Origin of the sequence: Streptantibioticus cattleyicolor NRRL 8057 = DSM 46488, from assembly GCF_000240165.1 — a bacterium.
GTDB classification, from domain to species: Bacteria; Actinomycetota; Actinomycetes; order Streptomycetales; family Streptomycetaceae; genus Streptantibioticus; species Streptantibioticus cattleyicolor.
The window spans coordinates 4306322-4323073 of sequence record NC_017586.1 but is presented as its reverse complement, the minus strand read 5'-3'; the positions used below and the strand labels follow the sequence as shown (position 1 = coordinate 4323073).

Annotated in this window: 12 protein-coding genes; 5 read left to right on the top strand and 7 right to left on the bottom strand. The window is 74.2% G+C overall.

From position 1 onward, the window contains the following. Nucleotides 1–23: 23 nt before the first annotated feature. The 5 genes from SCATT_RS19080 (at nt 24) to SCATT_RS19060 (ending at nt 6834) form a co-directional block, all read left to right on the top strand. A complete protein-coding gene (locus SCATT_RS19080) occupies nt 24–425 on the top strand; it encodes a TOBE domain-containing protein (RefSeq protein ID WP_014144754.1) in 402 nt (133 codons plus the stop codon). A gap of 30 nt (nt 426–455) precedes the next feature. Then, on the top strand, nt 456–1250 hold the full coding sequence (gene modA, locus SCATT_RS19075) for a molybdate ABC transporter substrate-binding protein (RefSeq protein WP_014144753.1): 795 nt from the start codon (nt 456–458) through the stop codon (nt 1248–1250). After that, complete coding sequence (locus tag SCATT_RS19070; protein WP_014144752.1) at nt 1247–3190, top strand: ABC transporter permease; 1944 nt, start codon at nt 1247–1249, stop codon at nt 3188–3190. Before modA ends, SCATT_RS19070 begins: the two co-directional genes overlap by 4 nt. Before the next feature lie 183 nt (nt 3191–3373). After that, a complete protein-coding gene (locus tag SCATT_RS19065; RefSeq protein WP_014144751.1) occupies nt 3374–5950 on the top strand; it encodes a hypothetical protein in 2577 nt (858 codons plus the stop codon). Between the two features lie 176 nt (nt 5951–6126). Next, complete coding sequence (locus SCATT_RS19060) at nt 6127–6834, top strand: VC0807 family protein (RefSeq protein WP_014144750.1); 708 nt, start codon at nt 6127–6129, stop codon at nt 6832–6834. A gap of 62 nt (nt 6835–6896) precedes the next feature. Here the strand turns inward: SCATT_RS19060 and moeZ are convergent, their stop codons facing one another. From moeZ to SCATT_RS19025, 7 genes are all read right to left on the bottom strand, one after another. Further along, complete coding sequence (gene moeZ, locus SCATT_RS19055) at nt 6897–8075, bottom strand: adenylyltransferase/sulfurtransferase MoeZ (protein ID WP_014144749.1); 1179 nt, start codon at nt 8073–8075, stop codon at nt 6897–6899. A gap of 184 nt (nt 8076–8259) precedes the next feature. Beyond that, complete coding sequence (locus SCATT_RS19050; RefSeq protein ID WP_014144748.1) at nt 8260–9183, bottom strand: NAD-dependent epimerase/dehydratase family protein; 924 nt, start codon at nt 9181–9183, stop codon at nt 8260–8262. A 78-nt stretch (nt 9184–9261) separates the two neighbouring features. After that, nucleotides 9262–10239: a hypothetical protein gene (locus tag SCATT_RS19045; RefSeq protein WP_014144747.1), complete on the bottom strand. Its 978-nt coding sequence runs from the start codon at nt 10237–10239 to the stop codon at nt 9262–9264. A 1126-nt stretch (nt 10240–11365) separates the two neighbouring features. Next, entirely contained in the window at nt 11366–12976 is a 1611-nt protein-coding gene (locus SCATT_RS19040; protein WP_014144745.1) for a dipeptide ABC transporter ATP-binding protein, read from the bottom strand. After that, nucleotides 12973–13965, bottom strand: coding sequence for an ABC transporter permease (locus SCATT_RS19035; RefSeq protein WP_014144744.1), 993 nt, complete (start codon nt 13963–13965; stop codon nt 12973–12975). The genes SCATT_RS19040 and SCATT_RS19035 overlap by 4 nt, the downstream gene beginning before the upstream one ends. Then, complete coding sequence (locus SCATT_RS19030) at nt 13962–14927, bottom strand: ABC transporter permease (protein WP_014144743.1); 966 nt, start codon at nt 14925–14927, stop codon at nt 13962–13964. The genes SCATT_RS19035 and SCATT_RS19030 overlap by 4 nt, the downstream gene beginning before the upstream one ends. Further along, a complete protein-coding gene (locus SCATT_RS19025; protein WP_014144742.1) occupies nt 14924–16645 on the bottom strand; it encodes an ABC transporter substrate-binding protein in 1722 nt (573 codons plus the stop codon). Before SCATT_RS19025 ends, SCATT_RS19030 begins: the two co-directional genes overlap by 4 nt. Nucleotides 16646–16752: the final 107 nt, after the last annotated feature.

Sequence of the window (16752 nt, the reverse complement as noted above, 5' to 3'; positions counted from 1 at the left end):
TGGGTGCCCCTACGGTGCCGCACATGCGGTCCTACACCATCGGCCAGGCGGCTCGGCTGCTCGGCGTCAGCCCGGACACCGCGCGGCGCTGGGCCGACGCGGGACGGATGCGTACCCATCGGGACGAGTCCGGCAAGCGGCTGATCGACGGCCGGGATCTCGCCGCGTTCTCGGTCGCCCTCGCCGAGGAGTCGGGGGCCGCCGAGGACGGGGAGGCCCCGTACACCTCGGCGCGCAATGCCTTCCCGGGCATCATCACCGCCGTCAAGCTCGGGGACGTCGCCGCGCAGGTGGAGATCCAGGCGGGTCCGCATCGCCTCGTCTCCCTCCTGACCCGGGAGGCCGTCGAGGAACTGGGCTTCGAGGTCGGGATGGAGGCCGTCGCCCGGGTGAAGTCCACCAACGTCCACATCGACCGCGCCTGAGCGGATCCCGCAGCCCCCCGGAGTCACCAGATGTCCCGTTCCCTGCCCCGCCGCGCCGCGCTCGTGATGGGCGCCGCCGCCCTCGTCATACCGCTGGCCGCCTGCGGCGGAAGCAAGAGCGCGGCCCCGGCCGCCTCCGGCAGCGCCCCGGCCGGCGGCCGGACCACGCTGACCGTGCTGGCCGCCGCCTCGCTCACCGACGTCTTCAGGAACGAGGGCGCCGCCTACGAGAAGAGCCACCCCGGCACCACGGTGAAGTTCTCCTTCGCCGGCTCGCAGGACCTGGCCGCCCAGGTACGGCAGGGCGCCCCCGCCGACGCCCTGGTCACCGCGGACACCAAGACGATGGACGGGCTGCGCGAGGAGACCGGCACCCCCACCGTCATCGCGAAGAACCGGCTCACCATCGTCACCGCCCCGGGCAACCCGAAGAAGATCACCGGCCTGTCCGACCTGGCGAAGCCGGGCCTGAAGGTCGTCCTCGCCGCCCCCGAGGTGCCGGTGGGCCGGTACGGCAAGAAGGTGCTCGACGCCCAGCACGTCACCGTCCACCCGGTCTCGCAGGAGCCCAGCGTGCGTTCGGTGCTCGGCAAGGTGGAGCTGGGCGAGGCGGACGCCGGGATCGTCTACGTCACCGACGCCAAGGCCGGCGGCGCGAAGGTGTCCACCGTCACCGTGCCCGATGCGCGAAACGCCATCGCCGCCTACCCCGCGGCCACCTTGAAGGGCTCGGCGCACGCCAAGGCCGCCGCCGACTTCGTGGCCTGGCTGGACTCCCCGCAGGCGCAGTCGATCCTGCGCGCCGCCGGATTCCAGCAGCCGTGACCGGCACCCGGCCGGCGGCGGGCGGCAGGAGACCGCCGCTGCTCCTCGCCCTCCCCGCGATGGCGGCGATCGCCTTTCTGGCGCTCCCGCTGGCCGGTGTGCTCTCCCGTACCCCCTGGTCCGGTCTGGCCGGACGGCTCTCCGCGCCCGATGTCACCGGCGCGCTGGTGCTCTCGCTGACCGTCTCGTTCTGGGCGCTGGGGCTCTCGCTGCTGTTCGGGGTGGCGTTGGCGTGGCTGCTGGCGCGGACCGAGTTCCCGGGCCGGACGCTGGTGCGGGCGCTGGTGATGCTGCCGATGGTGCTGCCGCCGACGGTGGGCGGGGTGGCGCTGCTGATGGGGTTCGGCCGCCGCGGGGTGGCCGGGCCGTGGCTCGCCGACTGGTTCGGGGTGACCCTGCCGTTCTCCACGGCGGGCGCGGTGGTGGCGGCGGCCTTCGTGGCGATGCCGTTCCTGGTGGTGAGCCTGGAGGGCACGCTGAGCGGGCTGCACCGCCGCTACGAGGAGACGGCGGCCTCGCTGGGGGCGACCCCGCTGCGGGTCTTCCGGACGGTGACGCTGCCGATGGCGGCGCCCGGGCTGCTGGCCGCCGCCGCGCTGTGCTGGGCGCGGGCGCTGGGCGAGTTCGGGGCCACCATCACCTTCGCCGGCAACCTGCCCGGGGTGACCCAGACGCTGCCGCTCAAGGTCTATCTGATGCTCCAGGACGACCCGGAGGGGGCCACCGCGGTCTCGTTGCTGCTGCTGGCGGTGGCGCTGGCGGTGCTGGTGGCGTTGCGCGGCCGGTGGGCCGGGGCGCAGGGCGGGCCGGAGCGGGAGCACCGGCCGGATCCGGCGGCGGAGGCGGACGGGTCCGCCGGGTGGCCGGCGCCGCCGCCGCGCCCGGCCGTCTCCGGCGCGGAGAGCTGGCCGCTGCGGGCCCGGGTGACCGGGCACACCGCGGTGGAGCTGGACGCGCCGGCCGGGACGACGATCGCGGTGGTGGGCCCCAACGGCGCGGGCAAGACCACGTTGCTGCGGGCGCTGCTCGGGCTCACCCCGCGGGCCACGGCCGAGTCGCTGGCGCTGGGGACGACCCGGGCCGAGGCGCTGCCACCGCACCGGCGCCGGGTGGCGTGGGTGCCGCAGGACGGCGCGCTCTTCCCGCATCTGTCGGCGCTGGCCAACACGGCGTACGGGCTGCGGGCCCAGGGGGTGCCCCGGCGGCGGGCGCGGGCCGAGGCCCAGGCGTGGCTGGACCGGCTCGGGGTGGGCCATCTGGCCGGGGCCCGGCCCGGACGGCTCTCCGGCGGCCAGGCCCAACGGGTGGCGCTGGCCCGGGCGTTGGCGGCCCGGCCCCGGCTGCTGCTGCTGGACGAGCCGCTGGCCGCCCTCGACCAGACCACGCGCTCCCGGGTGCGCCACGCGCTGCGCGAGCATCTGGCCGGGTTCCCCGGGGTCTGCCTGATCGTCACCCACGATCCGGTGGAGGCGGTCTCGCTGGCCGACCGGGTGCTGGTGCTTCAGGACGGCCGGGCGGTGCAGTACGCGCCCTGCGCCGAGGTGGCCCGGCACCCCCGCTCGCCCTGGGTGGCCCGGATGCTGGGGCGCAACGCGTGGGCCGGCACCGCGACCGGGGACGGGCTCCAACTCCCGGGCGGGGCGCGGCTGGTGGCGGCCGACCCGGTGCCGGCCGGGGCCGCCGCGCTCGCCGTGGTGGGCCCGGAGGCGGTCTCGCTGCACCGGGAGCGCCCGTCGGGGAGTCCGCGCAACGTGGCCCGCGGCCGGGTCCGTGAACTGACCGCGCTGGGCGGCCGGATCCGGGTGCTGGTCGCCGCCGACGCCGGCCTGGAGGTGGTCGCCGAGGTCACCGCGGCTGCGGCGGACGAGCTGGGGCTGGCCGAGGGCGCCGGGGTGTGGCTGAGCGTGAAGGCGACCGAGGTGACCCTGGTGACGCTGTGACCAGGGCGCCCCGAACGAGACATTTCTGACGGGACACCGTCAAGTTTTGGTCAAATGCGACCGCCCGCGCCCCCTCCGTGATCGGGTGCCACGCGATGACCCCACCGGCAGTGGTGGCAGTCGTGACCCCGGGGAGGTTCCGTGCCGACGGCAGCCGCGTCCAAACGCACCAGACGTCTGCTCATGCTCTGTTCACTGACCGCCACGGCGGCCCTGGTCGCCGTCCCCGCGTCGGCGGCCGGCGGCCACGCCAAGGGGCCGGGCCCGTACGGCAACCCGTACCGCACCGGCCGGTTGCTCTCCCCGCTGGACGACGGCGACCGGGGCGGCGAGGCCGACGAGATAGCCGAGGGCGCCGACCAGTACGCGGAGGCCCGCACCTCGCCGGGGACGCTGCGCCCGGGCGCCTACACCGCCGCCTGGAACGAGCTGTCCGCGCTGCCCGCCACCGGCGGCCGGTGGCGCCATCTGACCGGGCTGCCCTACGACTCCGACGACCCGCGCTACCGGGACGTGGACTCCAACTCCTCCGGCGGCTCCGGCCGGGTCACCGGACGCATGGCGGCCCTCGCCGCGGACGATGACGGCACGGTGTACGCGGGCAGCGCCGGCGGCGGCGTGTGGCGGTCCCGTTCCGGCGGCGGCCACTGGCAGCCGATCAGCGACGCCCTGCCCACCCAGTCCACCGGCGCGCTCGCGCTGGACCATGGCCGGCTGTGGCTGGGCACCGGCGAGGCGACCACCAACTCCGACGCCTTCCTGGGCAGCGGCGTGTACGTGCTGAAGGACCCGCGGCACGGCCGGTTCACCGCGCGCGACCGGGTCGGCGGCAGCGAGCTGGACAGCACCACCATCCACCGGCTGCGGTTCGCCGGGGGCCGGGTGTGGGCGGCCACCAGCCGCGGGGTGTGGTCGCACTCGGCGACCGACACCCGCGGCCCGTGGAAGCTGGAGTTCGCCCCCAACCCGGCCTACCTGCCCGGTGGTTCACAGGCCGGCGCCCCCGACGCGCCGTACAAGAACATCGCCAACGACCTGGCCGTCGACCCCGAGGACCCGTCCAGGATCGTGCTGGCGCTCGGCTGGCGCAGCGGTGACGACTACAACGGCTTCTACGCCAAGGACGCCACCGGTACCTGGCGCCGGCTGACCTCGCTGGGCGATCTGCCCACCGACAGCGGCCAGGTGGGCGAGGTCACCTTCGCCCAGGCCGCCGACGGCTCCCGCCTCTACGCCATCGACCAGTCGCCCGCCGCGCTGAGCGGCGGCAACGCGGACAGCTCGCTCGCCGGGATCTTCGTCTCCGCCTCCGGCTCCCCGCTGGGCCCGTGGACCAAACTCACCGGCTACCAGCAGCTCAGCGCGGCCGGCTCGGCGCTCACCACCAAGGGCGACATGCCCGGCGTCCAGTCCTGGTACAACCAGTTCCTCCAGGTGGACCCGGCCGACCCCCAGCACGTGTGGGCCGGCCTGGAAGAGGTCTTCGAGTCCCACGACGGCGGCGCCACCTGGTCGGCGGTGGGCCCCTACTGGAACTTCACCTTCCCCTGCTGGAACATCGACCCCGCCAAGCAGACCGGTGACTGCCACCCCACCACCCACTCCGACCAGCACGCGGTCGCCGTGGGCGGCTCGCACGGCCACACCTACCTGTACGTCGGCAACGACGGCGGCGTCTACCGGCGCCCGGTCGCCGGCTCCCAGGACAGCGCCGGCCACGCCACCGACTGGACATCCCTCAACGACGGCACCATCGACACCCTCCAGTACTACTCGGTGGGCATCGGCGCCGACCACGACTTCGGCGGCGTCGCGGTGGGCGGCGGCCTCCAGGACAACGGCCAGTCGATCCTGCGCGGCCGGGACACCGTGATGGGCTCCAACTTCGGCGGCGACGGCGGCGACACCCTCACCAACCCCGCCAACGGCTGCGAGATCGCCCAGGAGTACGTCTACCTGGCGGTCAACGTCACCCAGAACTGCGCGGTCAACAACGGTTCGTGGGAGACGGACCCGACCAAGGCCACCTCCTACGCGGTCGCCCCGCCGGACAACGCCACCAACGAGGCCCGCTTCATCGCCCCGCTCACCGCGGACCTGAAGGACGGCAACACCTGGATCGCCGGCGGCCGGCACGTGTGGGTCAACACCGCCGGGTACGCCATCCGCACCCCGGCCCAGTGGAAGAACGCCTTCGACCTGGGCGCCGGCCACACCGCCACCGCGCTGGCCGCCTCCGGCGGCACGGTCTACGCCGCCTGGTGCGGCCCGTGCGACCGGGTCGGCTTCACCCGCGGCATCGCGGTGGGACAGGCCGACGGGACCGGGTGGCACCAGCTGAACCTGCCCGCCGACGCCACCGTGCCCAACCGCTACCTGGCCGGCCTCGCGGTCGACCCGGCCGACGCCGGCCACGTCTACCTCGCGGTCAACGGCTTCTCCCGGCACTGGACCGACGGCCCCGGCGCCGGCACGGGCCACCTGTTCGAGACCACCGACTCCGGCGCCACCTGGCGGGACATCTCCGCCGACCTGCCCGACGTCCCCGCCGACTCGGTGCTCGCGCTGCCCGGCGGCGGCCTGGTGGTCGCCACCGACCTGGGCGTGCTCTACCGCGCCCCCGGCCGCACCGGCTGGCAGCGCCTGGGCCGGCTGCCCGCGGTCGCCGTCCTCCAGGTCAAACTCGGCCCGGACGGCCGGATCTACGCGGCCACCCACGGCCGCGGCATCTGGTCGATCGCCCTGCCCGGCCACCGCTGAGCCCACGGCCACCCGTTCCGGCCGGCCCCTTCCCGCCCACCCGCGGGGAGGGGCCGGCCGGGACATTTGTACTGCCCGGATGTGGAGCGACGACACTGCCGCCGGCCCCGCGCCAACCGCGAAGCTGAGGCACGACACCACCGGACGACGCGTACAGACGGGAAGAGGCGGGGGACATGACCACCACGACCACCAGCACGGACGAGCGGACCGAGGGCACCGGGACGGCACCCGCCGCGCCCGCGCCCGAGGGCTCCCCGCTGGACGGGATGAAGTCCCTGCTGCTCGACGTGGGCCTGCCGCTGGGCGGTTACTACCTGCTGCACAAGGTGTTCGGCGTCGGCGTGGTCCCCGCGCTGGTGATCAGCAGCATCCCGCCGGCCGTCAGCACCGTCGTCACCGCGCTGCGCAAGCGCCGGTTCAACGGGCTGGCCGGGCTCATCCTCGTGGTCAACCTGGCCGGCATCGCGCTCAACTTCCTCACCGGCGACCCCCGTCTGATGATCGCCAAGGACTCCGTCGGCTCCGGGGTGATCGGGCTGGGCATCCTGCTGTCGGCGTGGCGCGGCAAGCCGCTGATGACCGCGGGTCTCAAGCCGATGGTGGTCAAGAAGGACGCCGCCAAATCCGCGGCGTGGGACCGGCTCAGCGCCTCCTCGCGCCGCTTCCGCCGGGCCGAGCAGCGGTTCACCGCGGTGTGGGGGGCCGTCTTCCTCGCCGAGTCCGCGGCCCGGGTGATCGGCGCCTACACCCTGCCGGTGACCACCATGGTGTGGCTGTCGTCCACGCTGCTGTTCGCCGCGATCGCCCTGGCCTGCCTGGTGGCCGGCCCGGTCTCGGTGCCCACCATGGAACGGCTGCTGGCCCGCGAGACCTCCGCCTGACCGGGAAAGCACGCGGGCGGTGAACGGAAGACCTTCCGTTCACCGCCCGCGGCGTCGAGGGGTCAGTAGACCGGCTTCTCCGGCTCGATCTGGTTGACCCAGCCGATCACGCCGCCGCCGACGTGGACGGCGTCGGCGAAGCCCGCGTTCTTCAGCACCGCGAGCACCTCGGCCGAGCGCACCCCGGTCTTGCAGTGCAGCACGATCCGCTTGTCCTGCGGCAGGTCGCCGAGGGCGGTGCCCATCAGGAACTCGTTCTTCGGGATCAGCCGGGCGCCCGGGATGGAGACGATCTCGTACTCGTTGGGCTCGCGGACGTCGATGATCTCGATGTTCTCGCCCGCGTCGATCCACGCCTTGAGCTGCTTGGGGGTGATGGTGGAGTCGGCCGCGGCGGCCTGCGCCTCCTCGGAGACGACACCGCAGAACGCCTCGTAGTCGATCAGCTCGGTGACCGTGGGGTTCTTGCCGCACACCGCGCACTCGGGGTCCTTGCGGACCTTGACCTGGCGGTACTGCATCTCCAGGGCGTCGTAGATCATCAGCCGCCCGACCAGCGGCTCGCCGGTGCCGGTGAGCACCTTGATCGCCTCGGTGACCTGGATCGCGCCGATCGAGGCGCACAGCACGCCGAGCACCCCGCCCTCGGCGCAGGACGGCACCATGCCGGGCGGCGGCGGCTCCGGGTACAGGCAGCGGTAACACGGACCGTGCTCGCTCCAGAAGACCGAAGCCTGGCCGTCGAAGCGGTAGATGGAGCCCCACACGTACGGCTTGCCCAGCAGCACGCACGCGTCGTTGACCAGGTAACGGGTGGCGAAGTTGTCCGTCCCGTCCACGATCAGGTCGTACTGGGCGAAGATGTCCATGACGTTCTCGGCCTCGAGGCGCTCCTCGTGGAGCACCACGTTGACGTACGGGTTGATCCCGAGGACCGAGTCGCGGGCGGACTCCGCCTTGGAGCGGCCGATGTCCGCCTGGCTGTGGATGATCTGCCGTTGCAGGTTCGACTCGTCGACCTCGTCGAACTCGACGATGCCGAGGGTGCCCACGCCGGCGGCGGCCAGGTACATCAGCGCCGGGGAACCGAGACCGCCGGCGCCGACGCACAGCACCTTGGCGTTCTTCAGCCGCTTCTGTCCGTCCATCCCGACATCCGGGATGATCAGGTGACGGGAGTACCTGCGGACCTCGTCGACGGTGAGCTCGGCGGCCGGCTCTACCAGGGGTGGCAGCGACACGGGGACTCCGTTGGTCGGTATCTCAATACGATGGCTCTCCCCGTAACACTGCCACGCCGTCCGCCATTCCGAGACACCTGTTCCGAGGCGCGAGATGGTTTGCGCCCATATACCGGGCAGCGGTGGAGCCGTCCGGTACGGCGCCGGTGCTCCGGGGCCGGAACGCCGGTCCCGGAGCGGCCGTTCACACCCGGCAGGCGGCCTCCATCCAGATGTCGGCCAGCGATTCCTCCAGGGCGATCCGGGGCCGCCAGCCCAGCCGGTCGCGGGCGGTGCGCACGTCGGCCTGCTGCCAGCCGCCGCAGCCGTCCGGGTACGGCACCGGGTGCGGGACGCCGGGGGCGGCGGGGTGGCCCTCGTCCAGTTCGTGGACGGTGCCGCAGAAGCCGGCGGCGCGGGCGAGGCAGCCGACCGCGTCCCGCAGCCGTACCGCGCGTCCGGTGCCGATGTTGACCACGCCCTGCGCGGCGGAGAGGGAGGCGGCGTGCACCGCGCGGGCCACGTCCCGGACGTCCACGAAGTCCCGCTGCATGCCCAGGCCGCTCAGCTTCAGCTCGCCGTCCCCGTTCTGCATCGCCCGCCGCATCGCCTCGGCGAGCCGGCCGAGCGGGGAGCCGGGCGGGGTGCCGGGGCCGGCCGGGGAGAAGACCCGCAGCACGATGGCGTCGAGGCCGGAGCCGGTGACCAGTTCGGTGGCGGCCAGCTTGCTCACCCCGTACGGTCCGCCCGGCCGGGGCACCGCGTCCTCGCCGGTGGACGAGCCGGCCGGGGCGGGCCCGTACTCGGCCGCGCAGCCGACGTGCACCAGCCGGGCCCCGCACGAGCTGCGCCGCAGCGCCTCGCAGACGGTGGCCACCGCCACGGTGTTGTGCCGGGTCAGGTCGCGGGCGCTGCCCCGGGTGGTGCCGGCGCAGTTGACCACGACGCCGGGGTGGACGGCGTCCAGGAAACGGGCCAGGGCGCCGGGGCTGCCGGCCGCGAGGTCGAACCGTACGTCGGACCCGTCGCGCCGGCCGAGCGCGGTGAGCTGCACGGCCGGGTCGGCGAGCAGCCGGTCGGCCACGTGCCGGCCGAGGAAGCCGTCGGCGCCGAGGAGCAGCACTCTCATCGGCCGCCACCCCACGTCGGGCGGAGGGTGCCGCAGGTCGCGGCGCCCTGCTGACAGGTTGTCATGTTCCTTTGCTCCTCAGTGTTGCTGCGAGGTGGTGGCGGTACGGGCGAGGACCGGCAGGGCATAGCCGGTCAGCGCGGCGAGGGCGACGGCGCAGGCGACCGCCTCGACGGCGCCGGGGCCGCCGGCCCGCACCAGGGCGTCCAGCGGCCGGACGGCGGGGCCGGACCAGGCCGTGACGGCGAGCGCGGCGGCCTCGACGGCGCAGGCGGCGGCGCAGCCGGCCGCGGCGGCGGCGGTCAGGCCGCGGGTGGCGAGCAGCCGGGCGGCGAAGAGCAGCACGCCGAGCGCGGCCGTGCCGCCGGCCCGCACCGGGTCGGGGCGGCCGTCCGCGCCGGCCAGGGCGAGCACCAGGTAGGCGGCGGCGCACAGGGCGGCCACCACGGTGGCGAACGCGGCGAGGGCCGGGGCCAGCCGGACGCGCTCGCGGGCGGCGAACCGGCGGGCGCACCAGGCCGCGGGGAGCACCGCGAACGCCGGACCGAGGACGCCCGCGTCGACCCCGGTGTCCGGGGTGCCGATGCCGGCGCCGCCCAGCACCTCGCCGCCGAAGAGGGCGAACGCCAGCAGCCACAGCGCGGTCAGCGCGCCGCCGGGGACCGCCGGGCCGCGCAACGGGCCCTCGCGCACCGCGGCCCGTGTCGTCGCCGCCACCGCGACCAGCGCCAGCGCCGCGCAGGCCGCCGCGCGCCACGGGTCCGGCCCGGCCAGCCGCACCGCCACCACCCCGGCCGCGCAGGCCGCCCCGGGCAGCAGGTGGAGTACGGCGGTGCGGGCCGCCGAGGGCACCGGGGCCGGCGGGCGCGCCACCCTGGCGTACAACTCCTCGGCGAGGGAGAACACGTCCCGGTGGTGGAAGAGGACGGCGACCCGGTCGGTCACCCCGTGCGCCTCCAGCGCCGCCGCGATCTGCACCGGGTGCGTCGCCCGGACGCACAGCTCCCGGTGGCGTTCCAGCACCGCCTGCACGAGGTCCTCGGTGTGGTCGCTCATTCGCCCTCCCGGACGAGACCGGCCGGCCCCGCTCCCGCGGCGCCCGGCGGATATCACCCACTCGGCCATCACCACGGCCCACCCCGCCGGCGGCCCGTGGCGGCAAAAACGATCAGCCGCACCCCCGCCCCCGCGATGCTGAAACGGTCCGCCTCGCCGGTGACGCGGCAGCGCACAGGCACGGCTGAACGCAACAGGCACCCCCTCAGGGCGTGGGTGAGCACGACGGGGTGACGCTATGCCCGTCCCCCACCACCCCGACGAAAAGACCTCCGCCGCGCCACCAAAACGGGTGAACCCCGCCGACTTTCCCCTCCCAACCCCCCGAATCCCCGCTAGGGCGGGTCCGCTCGCGCGGGTTCGCTCGCGCTGGCGGTCAGCCATTACGTGGTGGCCGGTTCGCCCGTTTCAGGGTTCCGGGGTGGCCCCCGTTCGCCCCTGCCCGGTGGGGGGTGGGGGTGGGTTTTTGGTTTGGTTCGGCACCGGGGGCTTCGCCTACTGCCGGTACGGGGTCGGGGGCGCGCCGGGGGTGACTCCTCGCCCCAGGTTTCGCTCCAAGGTTGCGCCCGCCCCGCTGGGTCGCTGCGGGGACACCCCCGGCACACCCCCTTCTGTCCGTTGGCGGGTGCCTCTCTTCGCGGGTGGGGGTGAGTGAGGAGGTTGGGGTGACCCCGATTTTTTTTCTCACCCACCCCGTGCCGCAGCGCGGAACGCAACAGAACGGGGGCGTGCAGGGGTGTCCCCGCAGCGACCCAGCAACCGGAGCGCAACCGTGGCGGATACGCGGAGCGAGGAGTCACCCCGGAGGGCCCCCGGAAACCCAGGAAGACAGTGCGCACCCCGCACTGTACGAACACAGCCACGGGTGGGCGGGGGGGAAACATCCGTGACCTCAGCCACGACGAGACGGGGAACGGGCGCACCCCGAGGAGGTAATGGCTGACGCCAGCGCGAGCGAACCCTCACCCCGGAGGGCCCCCGGACCCAAGGCAGACAGTGCGCACCCCGCACTGTACGAACACAGCCACGGGTGGGCGGGGGGAAACAGCTGTGACGCCAGCCACGACGAAACGGGGAACGGGCGCACCCCGAGGAGGTAATGGCTGACGCCAGCGCGAGCGAGCCCTCAGTCCAGCGCCCCCGCCGGGAGCATCGGGGCCGCGGCCAGCAACGTCCGCGTATACGGATGCGCGGGAGCGTCGTACACGGTGTCGACGGGGCCCTCCTCGACGACGCGACCGGCCCGCAGGACGGCGACGCGGTCGCTGATCTGCCGGACGACGGCGAGGTCGTGGGCGATGAAGACGAGGGCGACGCCGAGGTCCCGTTGCACGTCCTTGAGGACCTCGACGACCTGTGCCTGGGTGGTGACGTCGAGGGCGGAGACCGGTTCGTCGCAGACGATGAGCCGGGGCCCGGGGGCCAGCGCGCGGGCGATGCCGACGCGTTGTCGCTGTCCGCCGGAGAGTTCGTGCGGGTAGCGGTCGTACCAGCGCGGGTCGAGGCCGACCCGTTCCAGCAGTTCCCGTACCCGCCCCCGGACGGCGGCGGGGTCGGGGCGGCCCGCCGCGCGCAGCGGGTCGGCGACGGACTCGCCGATGGTGCGCCGGGGGTTGAGCGAGGCGACCGGGTCCTGGAAGACCATCTGCAACTCGCGCCGCAGCGGCCGGAGCCGGCGTTCGCCGAGCCCGGTCAGCTCCCGCCCGTCCAGGACCAGCCGCCCGGACGTGGGCGGCAGCAGACCGACCAGCATGCGGCCCAGCGTCGTCTTGCCGGAGCCGGACTCGCCCACGACGCCCAGCGTCTCACCACGCCGTACGGTCAGTGAGACGCCGTCCACGGCGGTGACGGCGGCGCCACGGCGCCCGAACTCCCGCCGCAGGCCGTCCGCTTGGAGCAGCACCTCGTCCCCGGTCCGCCGCGCCGGTTCGCGCGGCGCGTCCACCCGCGGCACCGCGGACAGCAGCGCCTTGGTGTACGGCTCACGCGGGGTGGCGAGCACCTGTCCGGCCGGGCCGCTCTCCACCGCGCGGCCGTCCTTCATCACCAGCACCCGTTCCACCGCCCCGGCGGCCACCCCCAGGTCGTGGGTGACCAGCAGCAGTCCGGCGCCGGTCTCCCGGCGCACCTCGTGCAGCAGGGCGAGGATCTGCGCCTGCACGGTGACGTCCAGCGCGGTGGTCGGCTCGTCGGCGACGACCAGCCGGGGTTCGCAGGCCAACGCCATGCCGATGAGCACCCGTTGCCGCATGCCGCCGCTGAACTCGTGCGGACGGAACCGCGCGCGGCGGGCGGCGTCGGGGATGCCGACCCGGTCGAGGACCTCGACGGCGCGGGCCCGGGCCGCCTTGCGGGGCAGCGCCCGGTGTGCCCGGACCACCTCGGCGATCTGGTCGCCGACGGCCTGGTAGGGGTCGAGGGCGGAGAGCGGGTCCTGGAAGACCATGGCCGCCACCTCCCCGCGCAGTCTGCGCAGTTCGGCCCCCTCGGCGGTGCGCGGGTCGATCCCGCCGACCCGGATCCGTCCGGTCACCCGCGCCCCGGTGCCGCGTTCCAGCCCCAGCAGGCTGAAGGCGACGGTGCTCTTGCCGGAGCCGGACTCGCCCACGATGCCGAGCGCCTCGCCCGGATCGAGGCGCAGGTCGAGCCGGTCCACGGCCCGTACGTTGCCGTCGGCCACCGGGAAGTCCACGGTGAGCCCCGCGATGTCGATCAGCGGCTCGTTCGCGTCGTTCACGGCCGCGCCACCACCCTTCGGTCGGCGACCGCGTAGAGGATGTCGGCGACCGCGCCCGCGGCCACCACGAAGAAGCCGGTGACCAGGACGAGTCCGACCACCACCGGCAGGTCGAGGACGTTGACCGAGCCGACCATCAGCCGCCCGAGGCCGGGCAGTCCGAAGAGCGACTCGGTGAGCACCGCGCTGCCGAACATGGTGCCCAGGTCCATCGCGGACAAGGCGATCACCGGGGTGAGCGAGGCGCGCAGCGCGTGCCGGGTGACCAGGTGGCGCTCACCGATGCCGTAGGCGCGGAACGTCCTGATGTGGTCCTCGGCGAGCGTCTCCAGCATCGCCGAGCGGGTCAGCCGCGCGTACTTGGCGGACTCGATCAGCGCCAGCGACACCCACGGCAGCAGCAGCCCCCAGAACCACTGCTGCGGGTCCTGGGTGAGCGGTACGTAGCTGGGGAACGGCAGCCATTGCAGGTAGGCGCAGAACAGCAGCAGGAGCAGCAGCCCGATGATGAACACCGGGACCGCGGTGCCGGCCAGGGTGAGCGAGGTCAGCAGCCGTTCGGTGAACCGGCCGCGGCGCAGCACGGAGAGGAGCCCGGTGCCCACCCCGAGCAGCAGCCAGACCACCATGGCACCGAGCGCCAGCGACGCGGTGACCGGCAGCCGGGCCGTGATCATGGCCCAGACCTGCTCGTTGGTGCGGTAGGAGATGCCCAGGCACGGCGCGTCGCAGTGGAGCGCGGCGGCGCCGGAGCCGAAGGTGCGGCCGGTGAACAGCCCGATGAGGAAGTGGCCGTACTGGGTGAGCACCGGCTCGTCCAGGCCGAGCTGGGCGCGCAGTTGGTGCACCTGTACCGGGCCGCAGCGCATGCCGCAGGCCATCTGGGCGGGGTCGCCGGGGGCGAGGTAGAAGACCGCGTAGACGACCACCGAGAGCACCAGCAGGACAACGGCCATGCCGACGAGCCGGCGCAGGACGTAACCGGTCACCGGGTGCCTCCGTTCACCCGGGAGGCGGCGCGCGGGTCGAGCGCGGAACGCACCGCGTCGCCGGTGACGGTGAAGGCCAGCGTGGTGACGAAGAGCAGCAGCGCGGGCAGCAGCACGTAGGTGGGGTCGGCGCGGAACCAGGTGGTCGCGGTGGAGAGCGTCTGGCCCCAGGAGGAGGTCGGCGGACGGACGCCGACGCCGAGGAAGGAGAGCCCGGCCTCGCTGACCACGTTGGTGGGGAGCAGCAGCGCCGCGTAGGTGATCACCGGCGCGGCCAGCGACGGCAGCAGTTCGCGCCGGGCGATGCGCAGCCGGGAGGCGCCGCCGAGCCGGGCGGCGGCCACGTAGTCGAGTTCCCTCAGGGTGAGCGTCTGGGCGCGTACCACCCGGGCGGTGCCGCCCCAGCCGAGCAGGCCGATGACGAGCATCAGCAGCACCGGGCGGGGGAAGCCGGCCGGGACGACGGCCATCAGCGCCAGGGCGAGCACCAGGGTGGGCAGCGCCAGCATCACCGAGGTGGTGTGGTCGAGCGCCTGGTCCAGCAGGCGGCTGCCGAGTCCGGCGGCGAGGCCGACGGCCACCCCGACGAGCACCTGGACGGCGGTGGCGCCGAGGGCGACCAGCAGGGAGATCCGCGCGCCGTAGACGAGCCGGGCGAAGACGTCCCGGCCGGTGCCCGGCTCCACGCCGAGCCAGTGGCTGCCGCTGACCCCGCCGAAGGCGCCGTGGGGCACCCCGCCGGCGGCCGAGTTGAGCAGGGTGTCGTGGTACGTGGTGGGGTCCTGGCCCTCGGCCGCGGCCAGCCACGGCGCGGCGATCGCGGTCAGCGCCAGCAGGGCGAGGACGACACCGCCGGCCAGCGCGGCGCGCCGGGAACGCAGCCGCCGCCACACCGGCCGGGGCGGGGCCGCCGGGACGGTCCCGGCGGCCTCGCGCGTGATCGGGGGTGCTCCGGTGCTCACTTGACCGCGACCTGCGAGATGTCCAGCACGCCGGTCCAGTCGCTGATCACGACGTTGCGCACGTCCTTGCCGACGAGCCGCTTGTAGACCGGGTGGAAGAGCGGGACGGTGAGCGCCTGGGCGCCGATCCGCTGGTCGAGGGCGCCCCACCGCTTGGCCGCCGCGGCGTGGTCGGTGAGCCCGTTGACGGCGTCGATCTCCTGGTTGACGGCCGGGTCGTCGAACTGGGCGCTGTTGAAGTTGGAGCCGTCGGCGACGATCTGCCGGCCGTCGAAGATCGGGGCGAGGAAGGGGCCGCCGGAGGGCCAGTCGGCGCCCCAGCCGGCCAGGAAGAACCCGGGCTCGGTCTTGAGAGCGTGGATGGTCTGCCGGTAGCCGCTCTCCGGGACGGCGCTGAGCTTGACGGTGATGCCGGCCGCCTTGAGCCCGTCCTGCACGGCGGTGGCGATGTCGGGGCCGTAGGCGGCGGCGTTGGAGTCGGAGTGGGTGAGGGTGACGGTGAGCCCGTCGGGGTAACCGGCCTGCTTCAGCAGTTCCTTGGCCTTGGCCGGGTCACCGGCGGCGCCGGCCGGGAACGGGTCGTAGGGGGTGTACCCGAAGGCCGCCTGGTCGGGCAGGAAGGTGGTGGCGGGCTCGGCGAGGGAGGAGCCGCCGGCCGCGTTCACCACCGAGGTGCGGTTGATCGCGTAGGCGATGGCCTGGCGCACCTTGGGGTTGTCGAACGGCTTCACCTTGGTGTTGAAGGCCAGGTAGTCGGTGTAACCGAAGTGGCCGGTGCCGACCCGGGCGGCCAGCTCCTTGTCGCCGGAGATCCGGGCGAGTTCGGAGGGGCCGAGGTTGGTGTCGGTGGTGACGGCCGCGGCGTCCGGGCCGGTGCTGCCGGCCAGCCGCTGGTTGATCACCGCCGGGTCGAGCCCGGAGCGCACGTCGATGGTGTCGGGGTACGCCTTGCGCTGCGGGTCGGTCCTGGCGGACCAGTGGGGGTTGCGCTCGAGCACCAGGTGCTGGCCGTCGTTCTCGTTGCTGACGACCTCGTACGGGCCGGAGGAGACCGGGTGTTCGGCGTACTTCACGCCGGTGTCCTTGGCCTTGGGCACCGGGGCGAACTGGGTGGCGGTGGCCAGGTACGGGAAGTCGCCCTCGGGCTTGCGCAGGTGGAAGACGATGGTCTTCGGGTCGGGGGTCTCGATGGAGGCGAGGCCCTTGGGGTCTTTGTACGGGCCCTGGTAGTCGGCGGCGCCGGCCAGCCAGTCGCGGAAGTAGGGCGGGCCGCCGGTGAGTTCGGGAGCGAAGGAGCGCTCGATGCCGTACTTGATGTCGGCGGTGGTGATCGCGGTCCCGTCCTCGTACTTCAGCCCGTCCTTGAGGTGGTAGGTCCACACCGTGGCGTTGTGCGAGGGGGTGCCGGTGTCGGTGGCGAGGTCGGGGACGACCTTGGTGCCCGCCTGGCCGGCCGCGCGGTTGCGGGTGGTCAGGGTGCGGAAGACCAGCGAGGGAACGTTTCCGCCGCCGGAGGTGTACTCCCGGGCGGGGTCGAACTTGTCCTGCGGGTCCTGGTTGAGCACGGTGAGGGTGCCGCCGGGGTGCGGGGCGGCGTCGGTGGCCGCGTTCTGGCTCTTGGGGCCGCACGCGGCGGCGGCCACGGCGACGACGGCGGTGAGGGCCGCGACGGCGGCGGCGCGCCGCCGGGGACGGGGTATGGCGGACAGGGGTGACACGGGTCGGTGGACCTTTCACTGCCGGGGGGCTGGGGAGATCGATCCCGCGGGCGGCAGCGGAAAGGGAAGGACGGCCGGACGGCGGCCCGGGAGGTACTGCACCCGCG

Bases quoted from the DNA above. Each gene is read 5' to 3' on its own strand.
- SCATT_RS19045 (WP_014144747.1), bottom strand. From the start codon at position 10,239: ATGAGCGACCACACCGAGGACCTCGTGCAGGCGGTGCTGGAACGCCAC.
- SCATT_RS19080 (WP_014144754.1), top strand. From the start codon at position 24: ATGCGGTCCTACACCATCGGCCAGGCGGCTCGGCTGCTCGGCGTCAGC.
- modA (WP_014144753.1), top strand. From the start codon at position 456: ATGTCCCGTTCCCTGCCCCGCCGCGCCGCGCTCGTGATGGGCGCCGCC.
- SCATT_RS19050 (WP_014144748.1), bottom strand. From the start codon at position 9,183: ATGAGAGTGCTGCTCCTCGGCGCCGACGGCTTCCTCGGCCGGCACGTG.
- SCATT_RS19065 (WP_014144751.1), top strand. From the start codon at position 3,374: ATGCTCTGTTCACTGACCGCCACGGCGGCCCTGGTCGCCGTCCCCGCG.
- SCATT_RS19060 (WP_014144750.1), top strand. From the start codon at position 6,127: ATGACCACCACGACCACCAGCACGGACGAGCGGACCGAGGGCACCGGG.